The sequence below is a fragment of the Streptomyces gardneri genome (assembly GCF_006539185.1).
Lineage (GTDB): Bacteria > Actinomycetota > Actinomycetes > Streptomycetales > Streptomycetaceae > Streptomyces > Streptomyces gardneri.
The window spans coordinates 1-17362 of record NZ_BJMN01000093.1; the positions used below are offsets into that span (position 1 = coordinate 1).

Annotated in this window: 15 protein-coding genes; 7 read left to right on the forward strand and 8 right to left on the reverse strand. The window is 71.8% G+C overall.

From position 1 onward, the window contains the following. The first annotated feature begins 123 nt into the window (after positions 1 to 123). The 5 genes from SGA01_RS39675 (at position 124) to SGA01_RS39695 (ending at position 5238) form a co-directional block, all read left to right on the forward strand. Positions 124 to 810 (forward strand): response regulator transcription factor, encoded by a 687-nt coding sequence (locus tag SGA01_RS39675; RefSeq protein WP_055646242.1) that lies wholly within the window; start codon positions 124 to 126, stop codon positions 808 to 810. Positions 811 to 934: 124 nt separating this feature from the next. Next, complete coding sequence (galT, locus tag SGA01_RS39680) at positions 935 to 1978, forward strand: galactose-1-phosphate uridylyltransferase (RefSeq protein WP_141303189.1); 1044 nt, start codon at positions 935 to 937, stop codon at positions 1976 to 1978. Further along, positions 1975 to 2970 (forward strand): UDP-glucose 4-epimerase GalE, encoded by a 996-nt coding sequence (gene galE, locus SGA01_RS39685; RefSeq protein ID WP_141303191.1) that lies wholly within the window; start codon positions 1975 to 1977, stop codon positions 2968 to 2970. Before galT ends, galE begins: the two co-directional genes overlap by 4 nt. Positions 2971 to 2975: 5 nt before the next feature. Then, positions 2976 to 4115, forward strand: a complete 1140-nt coding sequence (gene galK, locus SGA01_RS39690; RefSeq protein ID WP_141303199.1) for a galactokinase — start codon at positions 2976 to 2978, stop codon at positions 4113 to 4115. A gap of 262 nt (positions 4116 to 4377) precedes the next feature. Beyond that, a complete protein-coding gene (locus tag SGA01_RS39695; RefSeq protein WP_229918208.1) occupies positions 4378 to 5238 on the forward strand; it encodes a response regulator transcription factor in 861 nt (286 codons plus the stop codon). Here SGA01_RS39695 and SGA01_RS39700 read toward each other — a convergent pair. Then, positions 5197 to 5694, reverse strand: a complete 498-nt coding sequence (locus SGA01_RS39700) for a MarR family winged helix-turn-helix transcriptional regulator (RefSeq protein ID WP_017241145.1) — start codon at positions 5692 to 5694, stop codon at positions 5197 to 5199. The two genes, SGA01_RS39695 and SGA01_RS39700, sit on opposite strands and share 42 nt — an antisense overlap. 163 nt (positions 5695 to 5857) lie before the next feature. On the opposite strand from SGA01_RS39700, the gene SGA01_RS39705 reads away from it, so the two are divergent. Continuing rightward, complete coding sequence (locus tag SGA01_RS39705) at positions 5858 to 6691, forward strand: trans-aconitate 2-methyltransferase (protein WP_055643033.1); 834 nt, start codon at positions 5858 to 5860, stop codon at positions 6689 to 6691. An 86-nt stretch (positions 6692 to 6777) separates the two neighbouring features. On the opposite strand, the gene SGA01_RS39710 is transcribed toward SGA01_RS39705, so the two are convergent. The 4 genes from SGA01_RS39710 to SGA01_RS39725 form a co-directional block, all read right to left on the reverse strand. Next, on the reverse strand, positions 6778 to 8457 hold the full coding sequence (locus SGA01_RS39710) for an FG-GAP repeat domain-containing protein (protein WP_229918209.1): 1680 nt from the start codon (positions 8455 to 8457) through the stop codon (positions 6778 to 6780). A 91-nt stretch (positions 8458 to 8548) separates the two neighbouring features. Next, positions 8549 to 10246 (reverse strand): FG-GAP-like repeat-containing protein, encoded by a 1698-nt coding sequence (locus tag SGA01_RS39715; RefSeq protein WP_229918211.1) that lies wholly within the window; start codon positions 10244 to 10246, stop codon positions 8549 to 8551. Positions 10247 to 10502: 256 nt separating this feature from the next. Further along, the gene (locus SGA01_RS39720; protein ID WP_055643034.1) at positions 10503 to 11195 is read right to left on the reverse strand and encodes a TetR/AcrR family transcriptional regulator; all 693 of its coding nucleotides are present in this window, start codon (positions 11193 to 11195) and stop codon (positions 10503 to 10505) included. Continuing rightward, complete coding sequence (locus SGA01_RS39725; protein ID WP_174867693.1) at positions 11195 to 12187, reverse strand: acyl-CoA desaturase; 993 nt, start codon at positions 12185 to 12187, stop codon at positions 11195 to 11197. Before SGA01_RS39725 ends, SGA01_RS39720 begins: the two co-directional genes overlap by 1 nt. Before the next feature lie 238 nt (positions 12188 to 12425). Here SGA01_RS39725 and ppc point away from each other — a divergent pair, with 238 nt between their 5' ends. Beyond that, on the forward strand, positions 12426 to 15155 hold the full coding sequence (gene ppc / locus SGA01_RS39730; protein WP_141303195.1) for a phosphoenolpyruvate carboxylase: 2730 nt from the start codon (positions 12426 to 12428) through the stop codon (positions 15153 to 15155). A gap of 75 nt (positions 15156 to 15230) precedes the next feature. On the opposite strand, the gene SGA01_RS42655 is transcribed toward ppc, so the two are convergent. The 3 genes from SGA01_RS42655 to pth all read right to left on the reverse strand — a co-directional run bounded on the left by SGA01_RS42655 (position 15231) and on the right by pth (position 17262). Next, entirely contained in the window at positions 15231 to 16055 is an 825-nt protein-coding gene (locus SGA01_RS42655) for an LAVTG motif-containing sortase-dependent surface protein (RefSeq protein WP_268257673.1), read from the reverse strand. A 125-nt stretch (positions 16056 to 16180) separates the two neighbouring features. After that, positions 16181 to 16624, reverse strand: coding sequence for a hypothetical protein (locus tag SGA01_RS39740; protein WP_055643037.1), 444 nt, complete (start codon positions 16622 to 16624; stop codon positions 16181 to 16183). A 41-nt stretch (positions 16625 to 16665) separates the two neighbouring features. After that, a complete protein-coding gene (gene pth, locus SGA01_RS39745) occupies positions 16666 to 17262 on the reverse strand; it encodes an aminoacyl-tRNA hydrolase (protein WP_141303197.1) in 597 nt (198 codons plus the stop codon). Positions 17263 to 17362 lie beyond the last annotated feature (100 nt).

Sequence of the window (17362 nt, forward strand, 5' to 3'; positions counted from 1 at the left end):
CCCGGCGCATCGGTTCACACCGATGCGCCGGGCCGTTTGCGTGGCTCGTGGGCTGGTGAGGAATTCGAGGTCGAGCGGGCCGTGCCGGGTGTCGGCGGGCCCGGAGGATGGGGGATGACCGGGATGGGCGTACGCCTCGTGGTGGTCGACGACCACAGACTGCTCGCCGAGGCGCTTGCCTCGGCGCTGAAGCTGCGCGGGCACCGGGTGCTCGCGGCGGCGGCGCCGGTGGCGGGTGCGGCGGAGCTCGTGGTGGCCCGGGCGCCGGAGGTGTGTCTGCTGGGCACGGCGGCCCCGGCCGAGCCCGGCGCCTTCGACGTGGTGGCCCGGATCAAGCGGGAGCGGCCGCAGGTGGCCGTGGTGGTGCTGGGTCCGGTGCCGTCGCCGCGCGGGATCGCGGCGGCCTTCGCGGCCGGGGCCTCGGGGTACGTCCGGCACGACGAGCGCATCGAGGGCGTCGAGCGCGCGCTCGTGAAGGCCCGGGCGGGGGAGACGGCGGTGGCGCCGCAGCTGCTCCAGTCGGCGTTCGCGGAGCTGCTCAATCCGGCGGTGCGGCAGGACGACGAGGGGCAGCGGCTGCTGCGGCTGCTGACGCAGCGGGAGGTGGAGGTCCTCGTCCGGGTCGCGGAGGGCGAGGACACCCGGCTCATCGCGGCGGGGATGCGGATCGCGCCGAGCACGGCGCGGACGCATGTGCAGCGGGTCCTGATGAAGCTGGGTGTCGGTTCGCGTCTGGAGGCGGCGGCGCTCGCGGCCCGTACGGGACTGCTCGACCGGGCGGTGCCGATCCAGCGGGGCACTCGTCCGTAACCCTTCGATCATTCGTCCGGCATGCGGTCGTCCGTGTGCCAGGGCGGGCTTCGGCATTGACGGTGATGTTTGGATGTGGTTCTTTGTGCGTGGTTCTGTTTGATCCTGCCCGGAGGGCACCCCCGTGAAGAAGACCGTCACCACGCTCGCCGACGGGCGCGAGCTCATCTACTACGACTCGCGCGACGACGCCGTCCGCGACGCCGTCGACCCGCGCCCCCTCACCCCCGTCGTCTCCCGCTCCGAGATCCGGCACGACGAGCTCACCGGCGACCCCGTCGCCATCGCCTCGCACCGGCAGGCCCGCACCTACCAGCCGCCGGCCGACGCCTGCCCGCTCTGCCCCGGCCGGGACGGCCACGAGAGCGAGATCCCGGCCGCGGAGTACGAGGTGGTGGTCTTCGAGAACCGCTTCCCCTCCCTCTCCGGCGGCCTCGGCCGCTGCGAGGTCGTCTGCTTCACCGACGACCACACCGCATCCTTCGCCGACCTCACCGAGGAGCAGGCCCGGCTCGTCCTCGACGCCTGGACCGACCGGACCGCCGAACTCTCCGCGCTGCCCGACATCGAGCAGGTCTACTGCTTCGAGAACCGCGGCCAGGAGATCGGCGTCACCCTGCCCCACTCGCACGGCCAGATCTACGCCTTCCCGTACGTCACGCCCCGCACGGCCCGGATGCGCGGCCGCCTCGACGAGCACCGGGCGGCGACCGGCCGGAACCTCTTCGACGACGTCGTCGCCCGGGAGCTGGCCGACGGCGAGCGGATCGTCCTGGAGACCGAGCACTGGATCGCCTTCGTGCCGTACGCGGCCCACTGGCCGTACGAGGTCCACCTGTACCCCAGGCGCCGGGTGCCCGACCTGCTCGCCCTCGACGAGGCCGCCCGCACAGAGTTCGCACAGGTCTACCTGGAACTCTTGAGGCGCTTCGACCGGCTCTTCGGCCCGGACGAGCCGCCGACGCCCTACATCGCCGCCTGGCACCAGGCGCCGTTCACGGACGCCCGGCGGGAGGACTTCGGACTGCACCTGGAGCTTTTCACCGTCCGACGGGCCTCTGGCAAGCTGAAGTTCCTCGCGGGCACCGAGTCCGGCATGGGCGCGTTCATGAACGACGTACGGCCGGAGGACGCGGCCCGACGCATCCGAGAGGTGGCGAGCACGTGACCACGGCAGCGAAGAAGTACCTGGTGACCGGCGGGGCCGGATACGTGGGCAGCGTGGTCGCCGCCCACCTCCTGGAGCGGGGCCACCGGGTCACCGTCCTCGACGACCTCTCCACCGGCTTCGCCGAAGGCGTCCCGGAGGGCGCCGAGTTCATCGAGGGCCGCATCCAGGACGCCGCGAAGTGGCTGGACGAGTCCTACGACGGCGTCCTGCACTTCGCCGCCTTCTCCCAGGTCGGCGAGTCCGTCGCCAAGCCCGAGAAGTACTGGGAGAACAACGTCGGCGGCACCATGGCCCTGCTCGCCGCCATGCGCGAGGCCGGCGTGCGCCGGCTCGTCTTCTCCTCCACCGCCGCGACCTACGGCGAGCCCGAGTCCGTGCCGATCACCGAGTCCGCGCCGACCGCGCCCACCAGCCCGTACGGCGCGAGCAAGCTGGCGGTCGACCACATGATCGGCGGGGAGTGCGCCGCGCACGGCCTGGCCGCCGTCTCGCTGCGCTACTTCAACGTGGCCGGGGCCCACGGCTCGCTCGGCGAGCGCCACGCGCCCGAGTCGCACCTGATCCCGCTCGTCCTCCAGGTCGCCCTGGGTGAGCGCGAGGCCATCTCCGTGTACGGCGAGGACTACCCGACCGCGGACGGCACCTGCGTCCGCGACTACATCCACGTCGCCGACCTCGCCGAGGCCCACCTCCTCGCGCTCGACGCCATGACGGCGGACGAGGTGCCGGCCGGCGAGCACCTGGTCTGCAACCTCGGCAACGGCAACGGCTTCTCCGTCCGCGAGGTCGTCGAGACCGTCCGGGCCGTCACCGGACACCCGATCCCCGAGATCACCGCCGCGCGCCGCCCCGGCGACCCGGCCGCCCTGGTCGCCTCCGCCGACACCGCCCGCGAGCGGCTCGGCTGGACGCCGTCCCGCCCGGACCTGGCGGACGTCGTCGCCGACGCCTGGGCCTTCGCACAGGAGCGGGCGGGGGTGCGGCCGTGACGTCGATCAGTGTCGCCGCCGGCTTCGAGGAGCTGTACGGCACCGCCCCCGACGGGGTGTGGGCCGCCCCCGGGCGGGTCAACCTCATCGGTGAGTACACCGACTTCAACGACGGCTTCGTGCTGCCGCTCGCGCTGCCGCACACCGCCGTCGCCGCCGTCTCCCGCCGGGACGACGGGATCCTCCGTCTGCACTCCGCCGACATCGACGGCGGGGTCGTCCAACTGGACGTCGAGGAGCTCGAACCGCTCTCCGGCGGCGGCTGGGCGGCCTACCCGGCCGGCGTCGTCTGGGCGCTGAGGGAGGCCGGGCACCCGGTGACGGGGGCGGACGTCCACCTCGCCTCGACCGTGCCGACGGGCGCCGGACTTTCCTCCTCGGCGGCCCTGGAGGTCGTCACGGCGCTCGCCCTGAACGACCTCTTCGGCCTCGGGCTCTCCCGGCCCGAGCTCGCGCGGCTCGCCCAGCGCGCGGAGAACGCCTTCGTCGGCGTCCCCTGCGGCGTCATGGACCAGATGGCCTCCGCCTGCGCGGAGGAGGGGCACGCCCTCCATCTGGACACCCGCGACCTCTCGTACCGTCAGGTCCCCTTCGACCTGGCCCGCGAGGGGCTCCGGCTGCTCGTCGTCGACACCCGGGTGAAGCACGCGCTCGGGGACGGCGCGTACGCGGAGCGGCGCGCCGGTTGTGAAGCGGGTGCGCGGGCGCTCGGCGTACGCGCCCTGCGTGACGTGAGCACCGTGCACCTGCCCGAATCGCTCGCACTCCTGAGCGACGATACGGTTCTGCGCTATGTCCGCCACGTCGTCACGGACAACGCCCGGGTGGAGCGCGTGATCGCGCTCCTCGACGCCGGGGACACCCGGGCCGTCGGCCCGGTCCTCACCGAGGGGCACGCCTCCCTCCGGGACGACCTCCGCGTCTCCTGCCCCGAGCTGGACCTCGTGGTCGAGTCGGCGAACGCGGCCGGGGCGCTCGGCGCCCGCATGACCGGCGGCGGCTTCGGCGGCTCGGCCGTCGTCCTCGTCGAGACCGACCGGGCCGAGGCGGTCGCCGCTGCCGTCGGGAAGGCCTTCGCCGAAGCCGGGTACACGGCACCCGGGATCTTCCCGGCCGTGCCCGCGGAGGGCGCGCGCCGCCTCTGACCCCCGTCGGCCCCGTCCGGCACCCCCGTCGTACAAACAGACGAGTTCGCACAGTTCCGCCAAACGGCCCCCGCCGCACCGCCCCACCCCTACTGTGAGGGGCGGCGCCGGTGGGGGCCGGTGCTGTTCAGGGGTCGAGACCTGCCGGGTACGGCGCCGTGAGCGGGGTAACAGTCAACGCACGGCGGCGGCCGCGCGACCGACGGACCCGCCTCCGGCGCCGTGCCCGCGCCGGTCCGCTCCTCGACACTTGGGGGTGTCCGTGGCACGTATCCGGGTCCTGGTGGTGGACGACCACCGCATCTTCGCCGAGTCGCTGGCCGCCGCTCTCGCGGCGGAACCCGACGTCGACGTCTCCGCCGCGGGCAGCGGCCCGGCCGCCTTGCGCTGCCTGGACCGCGGGGTCGCGGAGGGACGCCGGTTCGACGTGCTGCTCGTCGACGCCGAGCTGGGCGCGGGCCCCGCGGCCGCGACGGGCGCCGCTGCGCGCGGGGTGCCGGACCAGGCGGAGCCCGCGGTCGACGGGATCTCCCTGGTCGCGGGGGTGCGCCGGGCCCAGCCCGCCGTCCGTACCGTCGTCCTCGCCGAGAAGGACGACCCGCGCAGGGCGGCGCTCGCCCTCCAGGCCGGGGCCTCGGGCTGGGTCGCGAAGGACTGCTCGCTCCAGCGTCTCCTCGCCGTGGTCCGGGGGGTGTTGCGGGACGAGACGCATCTGCCGCCCGCGCTGCTCACGGGCGTCCTGCGGGAGCTGACGGCGGCCCGCAAGCACCGCACGGACAGTGAGCGGCTCGTGGAGGCGCTGACCCCGCGCGAGCGGGAGGTGCTGCGCTGCATGGTCGCGGGCCTGGGCCGCAAGGCGGTCGCCGAGCGGCTCTTCCTCTCCCCGCACACGGTCCGTACGCACATGCAGAACGTGCTGGGGAAGCTGGGCGTCCACTCGACCCTGGCGGCGGTGGCGCTGGCCCGCCGCGCGGGCGTCGGCCCGGCACCGCTGGAGGCGGACACCCCGCCGGGCCAGGAGCCGCCCGGGCAGGTGGCGCCCGGGCGGGTGGCGCCCGGTCAGGTGCCGCCCGGTCGGTCGCTACCCGGGGATGTTGTCGAACGGGGCGGTCAGCCGGCGTAGCAGCGCGGCCAGTTCGCCGCGCTGGGCGCGGGAGAGCTGGGCCAGGATGGCGCGCTCCTGGGCGAGGAGCCCGGCGAGCGCCTCGTCGGCGCGGTCGCGCCCCTCGGGGGTGAGCCGCACGAGGACCCCCCGCCGGTCGCTGGGGTCGGGGAGCCGCTCGACCAGGCCCTTCTTGGTGAGCCGGTCGATGCGGTTGGTCATGGTGCCCGAGGTGACCAGAGTCTGCGTCAGGAGCTGACCGGGGGAGAGCTGGTAGGGCGCTCCGGCCCGGCGGAGCGAGGTGAGGACGTCGAATTCCCAGGGCTCCAGCTGGTGCTCGGAGAAGGCGAGCCGACGGGCGCGGTCGAGGTGCCGGGCGAGCCGCGAGACGCGGCTGAGCACCTCGAGCGGTTCCACGTCGAGGTCGGGGCGCTCGCGGCGCCATGCTGCGACCAGTCGGTCGACCTCGTCCTCCATGACGATCAGTGTAGAGGGTCTGTTGACATAAAGTCTCTTGGGATCAAGTTTCTTGATATCGAGTATCTCGATTGCGAGATATATTTCAGCCAACTGCGGGGAAGGGACCCGGCCGGAACACCGTTCCGCTTCGGTAACTCGTTCCAGTAAGGGGGCTTCGAACATGCATTCCGTGGAATCCGCCGCACCAACCTGGGATCCGCAGCAGTACCTCCGTCACTCCGGCCACCGCACCCGGCCCTTCCTCGACCTGCTCGCCCGAATACCACGCCTCCCGGCCCAGGACCGGCCGGCCCGGATCGCCGACCTCGGCTGCGGCCCGGGAAACGTCACGGCGCTCCTCGCCGAGCACTGGGCCGACGCCCACATCACCGGCTTCGACCTGTCGCCCGACATGCTGGAGCGCGCCGAGAAGGACTGGTCGGGCACCACCAGGGGCGGCGGCTGGCTCGACTTCCGGCCCGCCGACGCCGCGCACTGGACGCCCGCCGAGCCCTACGACCTGATCGTCTCCAACGCGGCCCTCCAGTGGGTGCCCAACCACCCCGAGTCCTTCGCCGCGTGGATCGACGGGCTCCGCCCCGGCGGCACCCTCGCCTTCCAGGTCCCCGGCAACTTCGTCTCGCCGAGCCACGCCCTGATCGGCGAACTCTGCGACGCCCCGGAGTGGCGCTCGCGCCTCGGCGACCAGGGCCGCCGCTTCGTCCACATCCTCGACGCGGCCGAGTACCTCACCCGGCTCACCGACCTCGGCTGCGAGACCGAGGTCTGGGAGACCACCTACTGCAGGCTCCTCCAGGGCGAGGACCCCGTCCTCGACTGGGTGATGGGCACGGCGCTGCGGCCCGTGCTCACGACCCTGGGCGACGACCAGGCGGCGGTCGACGCGTTCCTCGCGCAGTACCGCACCCGACTGCGCCAGGCCTATCCGCCGGGCCCGCACGGCACGGTCTTCCCGTTCCGCCGGGTCTTCGCCGTCGCACGCAAGCCGGCGTGAGCGCCTCGACGCACGGACGCTTAAGCACGGGCGCCCCGCACCGGAGATCCGGTGCGGGGCGCCCGTGAGTGCGGTGACAGGCCGGTCTAGTACAGGCTGTCGTAGGTCTGGAAGCCGTAGCCGATCCTCGCCCGGGGGGTGAGGGTGGCGCTGGTGCCCGTACCCAGGTACCGGTACAGGTCGCCCGCCGCGTTCACCGCGAGCAGGTCGGCCTTGCCGTCGCCGTTCAGGTCGCCCGGCGCCGCCAGCTTGTTGTACGTGCCCCAGCCGCCGCCGAGGTTCACGCGCTGGGCGAAGGGAGCGGTCCTGGAGCCCGTGCCCCGGTACAGCCACAGGGTGCCGGAACCGTCACGGGCCAGCAGGTCCGCGCGGCCGTCGCCGGAGAAGTCGCCGGCGCCGAGGACCTTGTTGTACGCGCTCCACCCGTCGCCGACGCGGATCCGGGAGGCCACGGCCGTCCCCTGTCCGTTGCCGGGGTACAGGTACAGGACGCCGGAACGGTCCCGGGCGACCAGGTCGCCCTTGCCGTCGCCGGTCAGGTCGCCGGGGCCGACGATCAGGTTGTAGATCTGCCAGCCGCCGCCGAGGTCGGTGTTGCCGTTGTTGTACAGACGACCCTGGTAGACCTCCAGGATGTCGGCGAGCGTGCCCCAGTCCAGCGCGGAGACGTACGAGATGCTCGCGCCGGCCCAGCCGCCGGTCGTGCTCGCCTGCTCGCGCGCGGAGATCGTGCCGTTGTTCTGGACGCGGTACGAGAAGAGGGTGCCCTCCTTGTCGCGGCCGAGGAACCCGTTCTTGCCGGCGGTGGGGAGGCTGCCCGCCTGCGCGAACTGGTCCACGTTGTTCCAGCTGCCGGTGAGCTTCACCCGCGTCGAGTACGAGCCGTTGCCGAGACCGCTGTAGGCCCAGAGCGCGCCGGCCTGGTCCCGGGCGAGCAGGTCGGCCTTGCCGTCGCCGTTGCGGTCGTCGGGGGCGACGAGCTGGTTGTAGGCGTTCCAGCCCCGGCCGAGCTCCCTGCGGGGCTTGAACGGCGCCGTCGGGTTGCCGGTGCTGCCGTAGAAGTACAGCCGGCCGTCCGTGGTCCGGGCCACGACGTCACCGCGGCCGTCGCCGCTGTTGTCGCCGATGCCCACGAGCTGGTCGTAGACGCCCCAGCCGGGGCCGATCTTCACGCGGCCGGCGAACGGCGCGGTCGTCACGCCGGTCGCCCGGTAGTAGTAGAGGTCGCCGTTGTACTCGCGGGCAAGCAGGTCGGCCTTGCCGTCACCGCTGATGTCGCCGGGCGAGAACACCTTGTTGTAGATGGTCCAGCCCTTGCCCGACCAGGTGAGCGAGCCCTTCGTGGTGGTCGACTCCGTGTAGAGCCGGACCACACCGTCCTCGGCGACCGAGAGCAGCTCGGGCTTGCCCGTGCCGTTCTGGTCGCCGAGCGGGACGAGGTCGAAGTTCACGCGTGATTCGGGGGTCTCGAACACGGTGGCGGTGGTCCCGTTGGACGGCGCGACGTACGTCCAGCCGTTCCACTTGCGGTGGATCAGATCGGTCTTGCCGTCGCCGTTCACGTCGAAGCGGGGCGGCACGACGGCGTTCGCCGCGGCGGTCCGGGCCGTGCCCGACTCCACGGCCGGCTGCGTCATGTCCAGCTTCGGCGTCGTCGTGTCACCGGTGTGCTGCTGCTTCACGACGGGCCGGGGGCCGGTCTCGGCGACGGCGGGCGAGGCGAGGAGCATGCCGGCGGAGAGGGCGAGCGCGGTGCAGGTGGTCACACGGCGGGCGTGGGCACGCCCGAGGAATGCGGAACGCAAAGGTCTCCCTGGGAAACGTGGGATCCGGAGAAGGGGAAGGAAGCCGGGGGCGTCAGGACATCGAGTTGTAGATGCCGTAGCCGTGGCCGATCTTGTAACGGCCGGAGAACTTGCCCGGGGTGGTGTTCAGGTACCGGTAGAGGTCACCGGCCGTGGTCACACCGAGGATGTCGGCCTTGCCGTCGGCGTTGAGGTCGCCGGGGGCGGCGAGGTGCTTGTAGGTGTTCCAGCCGAGGCCGACGCTGATGCGCGTCTTGAACGGCGTGGTGGCGTTGCCGCTGCCCGGGTAGAGGAACAGCTCGCCGCCCGTGGTGCGGGCCAGCAGGTCGGCCCGTCCGTCACCGGTGTAGTCGCCAGCGCCGAGGAGCTTGTTGAAGCCGCCCCAGCCGCCGCCGACCCGGATCCGGGAGGCGAAGGCGTCGCCCTTGCCGTTGCCGCGGTACAGGTAGAGGACGCCGGAGCGGTCGCGGGCGAGCAGGTCGGCCTTGCCGTCGCCGCTCAGGTCACCGGGGCCGACGAGGGCGTTGTAGACGCCCCAGCCGCTGCCGATGGGGCTGTAGTCGATCCAGAGGCTGCCGTTGCTCCAGACCTCGGCGATGTCGGAGTAGCTGTCCGAGTTGAACGAGGAGGTGTTCGTGAAGCTGGTGTCGGCGTACTCGCCCGGGTCGCTGACGTCACCCATCGAGAGCAGGTTGCCGGTGGTGTCGGCGAAGTAGCCCTTGAGCGTGCCGGCGCCGGTCCGCCCGACGAGGGTGTCCTTGCCGGTGCTCGGGTTGCTGCCGCCGCCGGAGAACTGGACGATGCCGGCGAAGTCGCCCGGGTCGCCGATCTGCTCGCGCGCGGACAGGGTGCCGTTCGTGCCGGCGGAGTAGATGTAGGCCGTGCCCGCGTTCGTCCGGCCGAGGAGAGTGCCCTCGTTGAAGTTCGTGATCTGGTTGTACGCGCCCCAGCCGCCGCCGATCAGCTTCCTGCCGGCGAACGGAACGGCCGTGTTGCCCGTGCCGGAGTAGAAGTAGAGGTTGCCGGCGGTGTCGCGGCCGTACAGGTCGGCCCGGCCGTCTCCGGTCACGTCGCCGGCGCCGACGAGCTGGTCGTAGACGTGCCAGCCGCTGCCGACGCTGATCCGGCCGCCGAGCGGACGGTTCAGGTCGCCGGTGGCCAGGTACAGGTAGAGCTGGCCGTCCTTGGTGCGGGCGACGACGTCGGCGCGACCGTCGGCGTTCACGTCACCGGGCGACACGATCTTGTTGTAGACCTGCCAGCCGCTGCCCACCGTGCTCTCGTACGGCGTGCCGGTCGGGCCGACGTCGGTGTACAGCTTCAGCGTGCCGTTCTCGGAGAGGATCAGCACCTCGGGCTCGGCCGTGTCACCGCCCTGGTTGCCGATCGGGATGATCTCCTTCGCGACGTCCTCGAAGCGGTAGAGATCGAAGGCCTCGTCCTCCGCCAGCGGCGCGGTCGTGTAGAGCTCGCCGTCGACGGCACGGTAGATGAGGTCGTCGAAGCCGTCGCCGTCCAGGTCGGAGAGCGGCAGCGAGGACGCGTTCGCGGCGGCCGCGCCCGCGCGGGCCGTGCCCTGCTTCGGATGCGTCAGCTTCGGCGGAGTGAAGGAACGTTCGACCTGCTTGGCCGCCGGCGTCGGCTTCGGCTCGTCCGCCGAAGCCGGGCCCGCCAGGATCATGCCGGCGGAGAGGGCGAGCGCGGTGCAGGCGGCGATGCGGCCCGCGCGCTTGGAGTTACGGAAACGCAAGGAGATCCCCCCCAGGGAATCAGAGGTTCGACTGAACCAACCTGGGGGGCTCGAACGGCGTCGAACGGTGTCAGCGCAGGCCAAGCGCCTGTGGGGCGGGCGCGCGGAGACGGCCTCGCCCGACGGTCGGAACACCCCCCTGGATGTTGAAACGGATTCTACTCACGGGGGGATCTCGCGCCAGAGCTTTACTGAACGCATTCGAAATCAGACCGTCCGGTCCGCCTGCTTGGCAGGCTTTGCCCGAATGGTCCGGTCAGTTCTTGCGATGCCCTATCAACCGCGGCTTCTGCTCCAGACCGTCCAGTCCGTGCCACGCCAGGTTCACCAGATGCGCCGCGACCTCCGCCTTGTCCGGCTTGCGCACGTCCAGCCACCACTGGCCCGTCAGCGCCACACTGCCGACCAGCGCCTGCGCGTACAGCGGGGCCAGCTTCGGGTCGAAGCCGCGGTTCTTGAACTCCATCCCGAGGATGTCCTCGACCTGCGTGGCGATGTCGCTGATGAGCGAGGCGAACGTGCCCGTCGACTGCGCCACCGGCGAATCCCGCACCAGGATCCGGAAACCGTCCGTGTAGTTCTCGATGTAGTCGAGCAGCGCGAAGGCCGCCTGCTCCAGGAGCTCGCGCGGGTGGCCCGCGGTCAGCGCACCCGTCACCCCCTCAAGGAGCTGCCGCATCTCCCGGTCGACGACGACCGCGTACAGCCCCTCCTTGCCGCCGAAGTGCTCGTACACCACCGGCTTGGAGACCCCGGCCTTCGCCGCGATCTCCTCCACCGACGTGCCCTCGAAGCCCTTCTCGGCGAACAGCGTGCGCCCGATGTCGAGGAGCTGTTCCCGGCGCTCCGCGCCCGTCATCCTCACCCGGCGGCCACGCCGGGGCTTCTGCTCTCCGCTGTCGCTGCTGCCGGTACCACTGGAACTGCCGTCGATCGCCACGCCTTCCATCATGCCGCTTCTGCGGACGTGCTCTGGCGCCGGGCGTCGATGCGCTCCTTCGCCGGCCAGCGCACGTCCGAGGCCCAGCCCGCCAGCTCGAACCAGCGGATCAGCCGCGCGCTGGAGTCGACCTGGCCGCGCAGCACCCCGTGCCGGGCCGAGGTCGGGTCCGCGTGGTGCAGGTTGTGCCAGGACTCGCCGCAGGACAGGACCGCCAGCCACCACACGTTGCCCGAGCGGTCGCGCGACTTGAAGGGACGCTTGCCCACCGCGTGGCAGATCGAGTTGATCGACCAGGTCACGTGGTGCAGCAGCGCCACCCGGACCAGCGAGCCCCAGAAGAACGCCGTGAACGCGCCCCACCAGGACATCGTCACGAGACCGCCCACCAGCGGCGGGATCGCGAGCGAGAGGATCGTGAAGGAAAGGAAGTGCCGGGAGATCCCCCGGATCGCGGGGTCCTTGATCAGGTCGGGGGCGTACTTGTGCTGCGGGGTCCGCTCCTCGTCGAACATCCACCCGATGTGCGCCCACCACAGGCCCTTCATCAGGGCCGGGACCGTCTCGCCGAAGCGCCACGGCGAGTGCGGGTCGCCCTCGGCGTCGGAGAACTTGTGGTGCTTGCGGTGGTCCGCCACCCAGCGCACCAGCGGCCCCTCCACGGCCAGCGAACCCATGATCGCGAGCGCGATCCGCAGCGGCCGCTTCGCCTTGAAGGAACCGTGCGTGAAGTAACGGTGGAAACCGATCGTGATCCCGTGGCAGCCGATGTAGTACATCGCCACCATCAGTCCGAGATCCAGCCAGCTCACCCCCCAGCCCCAGGCCAGCGGCACCGCCGCGAGCAGGGCCACGAACGGCACCGTGATGAAGAGGCCCAGCGCGATCTGCTCGGTCGAACCCTTGCGGTCACCGCCCAGAGTCGCGAAGGGAAGGGCCGCGGCGCCGGCGGGCGCCTCGGGCGCCTCGGGCGTCGAGGTCACCTCGGGGCTGATGGTCATGGGTGTCCCCTGGGGATGAGGGTGAGGGTGAAAAGAGCGGAAACCTGAGCCGTGGCTACGCTTCCGTAACCTACGGCGTCGTAAGTATGGCAGTGCCGTGACGCGCGGCAAGGGGGCACGAGAGGGGCGTTGGCCACGCCGCCACGGCGGACACCTATCCTGGGTGCGTCGGACAGCGCGGTCCGCAAGCCTCCAGTACCCCTCCAGACGTGCTCAAACACTGCAAGGAGCCGCACCTGTGAGCAGTGCCGACCAGACCCCCACCGCCAGCGCCGAGCTGCGCGCCGACATCCGCCGACTGGGCGACCTCCTCGGCGAGACCCTCGTCCGCCAGGAAGGCCACGAGCTTCTCGACCTCGTCGAGAAGGTCCGCAGCCTCACCCGCGAGGACGGCGAGGCCGCCGCCGAGCTGCTCCGCGGCGTCGAACTGGAGACCGCCGCCAAGCTGGTGCGCGCCTTCTCCACCTACTTCCACCTGGCGAACGTCACCGAGCAGGTCCACCGCGGCCGCGAGATGCGCGAGAAGCGCGCCGCCGAGGGCGGCCTCCTCGCCCGCACCGCCGACATGCTCAAGGACGGCGACCCCGAGCACGTACGCGAGACGGTCAAGAACCTCAACGTGCGGCCGGTCTTCACCGCGCACCCCACCGAGGCCGCCCGCCGCTCCGTCCTCAACAAGCTGCGCCGGATCGCCGCCCTCCTGGAGACCCCGGTCATCGAGGCCGACCGGCGCCGCCACGACCTGCGGCTCGCCGAGAACATCGACCTCATCTGGCAGACCGACGAGCTCCGGGTGGTCCGCCCCGAGCCCGCCGACGAAGCCCGCAACGCCATCTACTACCTCGACGAGCTGCACGCCAACGCCGTCGGCGACGTCCTGGAGGACCTCGCCGCCGAGCTGGACCGCGTCGGCGTCGAACTGCCCGCCGGTACGCGCCCGCTGACCTTCGGCACCTGGATCGGCGGCGACCGCGACGGCAACCCGAACGTCACCCCGCAGGTGACCTGGGACGTCCTGATCCTCCAGCACGAGCACGGGATCACCGACGCCCTCGAACTCGTCGACTACCTGCGCGGACTCCTCTCCAACTCCATCCGCTACACCGGAGCCACCCAGGAACTCCTGGACTCCCTCCAGCGCGACCTGGAGCTCCTGCCGGAGATCAGCCCCCGCTACAAGCGCCTCAACGCCGAGGAGCCGTACCGGCTCAAGGCCACCTCCATCCGGCAGAAGCTCGTCAACACCCGCGCGCGCCTCGCCTCCGGCACCCCGCACCAGGACGGCCGCGACTACCTCGGCACCGCCGAGCTGATCCACGACCTCACCCTGATCCAGACCTCCCTGCGCGAGCACCGCGGCGGCCTCTTCGCCGACGGCCGGATGGACCGCACCATCCGCACCCTGTCGGCCTTCGGCCTCCAGCTCGCCACCATGGACGTCCGCGAGCACGCCGACGCGCACCACCACGCCCTCGGCCAGCTCTTCGACCGTCTCGGCGAGGAGTCCTGGCGGTACGCGGACATGCCCCGCGACTACCGGCAGAAGCTGCTCGCCAAGGAGCTGCGCTCGCGCCGCCCGCTCGCCCCGACCCCGGCCCCGCTGGACGCCGCCGGCGAGAAGACCCTCGGCGTCTTCCACACCATCAAGCAGGCCTTCGAGCGCTTCGGCCCCGAGGTCATCGAGTCGTACATCATCTCGATGTGCCAGGGCGCCGACGACGTCTTCGCCGCCGCCGTCCTCGCCCGCGAGGCCGGCCTGATCGACCTGCACGCCGGCTGGGCCAAGATCGGCATCGTGCCGCTCCTGGAGACCACCGACGAGCTCAAGGCCGCCGACGTCATCCTCAACGACATGCTGGCCGACCCCTCCTACCGGCGCCTCGTCTCGCTCCGCGGCGACGTCCAGGAGGTCATGCTCGGCTACTCGGACTCCTCCAAGTTCGGCGGCATCACCACGAGCCAGTGGGAGATCCACCGCGCTCAGCGTCGCCTCCGCGACGTCGCCCACCGCTACGGCGTGCGCCTCCGCCTCTTCCACGGCCGCGGTGGCACCGTCGGCCGCGGCGGCGGCCCCTCGCACACCGCGATCCTCGCGCAGCCCTGGGGCACCCTGGAGGGCGAGATCAAGGTGACCGAGCAGGGCGAGGTCATCTCCGACAAGTACCTGATCCCGTCCCTCGCCCGCGAGAACCTCGAACTGACCGTCGCGGCCACGCTGCAGGCCTCCGCCCTGCACACCTCCCCGCGCCAGTCCGACGAGGCCCTCGCCCGCTGGGACGCGGCCATGGACACCGTCTCGGACGCCGCGCACACCGCGTACCGCAAGCTCGTCGAGGACCCCGGCCTGCCGGCGTACTTCCTCGCCTCCACCCCCGTCGACCAGCTCGCCGACCTGCACCTGGGCTCACGGCCCTCTCGCCGCCCCGGCTCCGGCGTCTCCCTCGACGGACTCCGCGCCATCCCGTGGGTGTTCGGCTGGACGCAGTCCCGGCAGATCGTCCCCGGCTGGTTCGGCGTCGGCTCGGGCCTGAAGGCCCTGCGCGAGGCCGGACTCGACGCGGTGCTCGGCGAGATGTACGAGAGGTGGGGCTTCTTCGGCAACTTCCTCTCCAACGTCGAGATGACGCTCGCGAAGACCGACCTGCGGATCGCCCGTCACTACGTCGACACCCTCGTCCCCGACGAGCTGAAGCACGTCTTCGAGACCATCGAGGCCGAGCACGCGCTGACGGTCGCCGAGGTCCTCAAGGTCACCGGCGGCGAGACGCTCCTCGACTCCAACCCGGTCCTCCAGCAGACGTTCGCCATCCGCGACGCCTACCTGGACCCGATCTCCTACCTCCAGGTCGCCCTCCTCGCCCGCCAGCGCGCGGCCGCCGAGCGCGAGGAGGAGCCGGACCCGCTGCTCGCGCGGGCCCTGCTCCTCACGGTGAACGGTGTCGCGGCGGGCCTGCGCAACACCGGCTGATCCCTGCCGTACGCACGACCGTGCCCCCGCCGGAATCCTCGGACTCCGACGGGGGCACGGTCATTTCGGCGTGGATCAGCCCTGCTGCGCCTTGCGGCGGCGGGTCACCAGGAACGCACCGGCACCCGCGAGGGCGACGGCGACGGCGGCCAGGATGCCGACGGGGGCGCTGGAGCCGGTCTCGGCGAGGTCGCCCTCACCCTTGGTGTCGGTGCCACCGGTGCCGGTACCGGCGGTCTCGCCGGCCGGGGCGGTCACGGACGGGGTCGCGGACGGAGCCGGGGACTCGGTGCCGCCGGGCGTCGACTCGGACGGGGCCGGGGTCTCGGTGCCGGGGGTCTCGGTACCGGGGGTCTCCGTGCCCGGAGTCTCGGTGCCGGGCGTCTCGGTACCGGGCGTCTCCGTGCCGGGGGTCTCGGTGACCGGAGGCGTGGTCTCGACCGGGGGCGTGGTCTCGACGGGCGGCGTGGTCTCGGTCACCGGGGTGGCCGGGCAGGTGTGGGACAGGTTGAACCAGCCCTGCTTGACCGTGCCGCTGACCTCGGCCGAGGCGGCGACCAGCTTCGCGCCCGGCTCGGACACGGCGTAGGCGTGCTTGTCGCTCGGCGGGCCGAAGACCGTGATGGTCTGCTCGCCACCGGGCTCGAACTCGACGGTCAGCTTGGTGAAGACGGCGGAGTCGCCCTTGCCGCTGCCCGGGAGCACGAAGTGCCAGCCGTCCTTGCCGGACGGGACCGTCGGGCAGTCGCCCTTCTCGAACTCTCCGGCGGTCAGCGGGAGATCCTCGATCTGGTGCAGCGGCAGCGGCGGCTGCTCGGACGCGGACGCGACCGGGGCGAGTACGAGGGAGCCGGCGAGGGCTGCGACCAGCGCGCCGGCGGAAATCAGGGAACGTCGCATGTGCAGTCGTCCATCTGTGGGAAAAGGGTTGCCGTGGGAGGTGGCGGAGGCAGCCTATCCATCGCTTTAAGTCAGCCTTAACCCAGAGGCCGGTAACAATCCCACCGCCAACCCGCGGAGTTCGGTCAGAGCGTCAGGAACGCCGCCACCAACAGCGCCCCGCCCGCACCCGCGAGCGACCACGCCGTCCGCGTCATCCGCAGCCCGCCGCCGATCACCGGCGCCGCGAGCAGCAGCGCACCGCCCAGCGGCAGCCACGCGTGCAACCCGCCGCCCCAGCCCGTCCGTACGCCCTCGCCCGTGCCCGGCTTCACCACCACCGGGATCGTCACGCCCTTCTCCGCCGCGACCGAGGCCTCGATCGTCAGCGTCCGCCGCGTCGACGAGGGGTCCTCGGGGGCGTACGTACCGCTGCACGTCTCCTCGGTGCAGCCGGTCACCGTCAGCGTCCCGTGCTCGCGGCCCTTGGCGAGCAGGACGTGCTGGGCGGAGTCCCACGAAGCCCACGCACCCCCGACGACGAGGAGCAGGGCGACCAGGGCCATGGCGGCGTTACGGACGTGCGTCATGACCCGCGATCGTACAGTCGTACGTTCCCGGGGGAACCGGCCTACGAGTTGTACGCGGACTGGGCCCGCTCCAGACCCTCCGCGACCAGGCACTCCACCGAGTCCGCCGCCCGGTCCACGAACCAGTCGAGGTCCTTGCGCTCCGCCGACGAGAAGTCCTTCAGGACGAAGTCCGCGACCTGCATCCGGCCCGGCGGACGCCCGATACCGGCCCGCACCCGGTGGTACTCGGGACCCATCGCCTTCGTCATCGACTTCAGACCGTTGTGCCCGTTGTCGCCGCCGCCGATCTTCAGCCGCAGCACCCCGTAGTCGATGTCCAGCTCGTCGTGGATCGCCACGATGTGCGCCGTCGGCACCTTGTAGAAGTCGCGCAGCGCCGTCACCGGACCGCCCGACAGGTTCATGTACGACATCGGCTTCGCGAGGATCACCCGGCGGTTCTCGGGTCCGGGGGGACCCATCCGGCCCTCGACGACCTGCGCCTGGGCCTTCTGCGCCCGCTTGAAAGAGCCGCGGATCCGCTCGGCCAGCAGGTCCACGACCATGAAGCCGATGTTGTGGCGGTTGGCCGCGTATTCGGGCCCCGGGTTGCCGAGGCCGACGATCAGCCAGGGGGCGTTGGCGTCGTCCGTCATCGCGTCAGGTCTCCTCGTATCCGTTCCGGACGCACGTCCGGACACGCGTCCGTACAAGAGAAACGGGGTGACGGGCCGTACGGCCCGTCACCCCGTCACG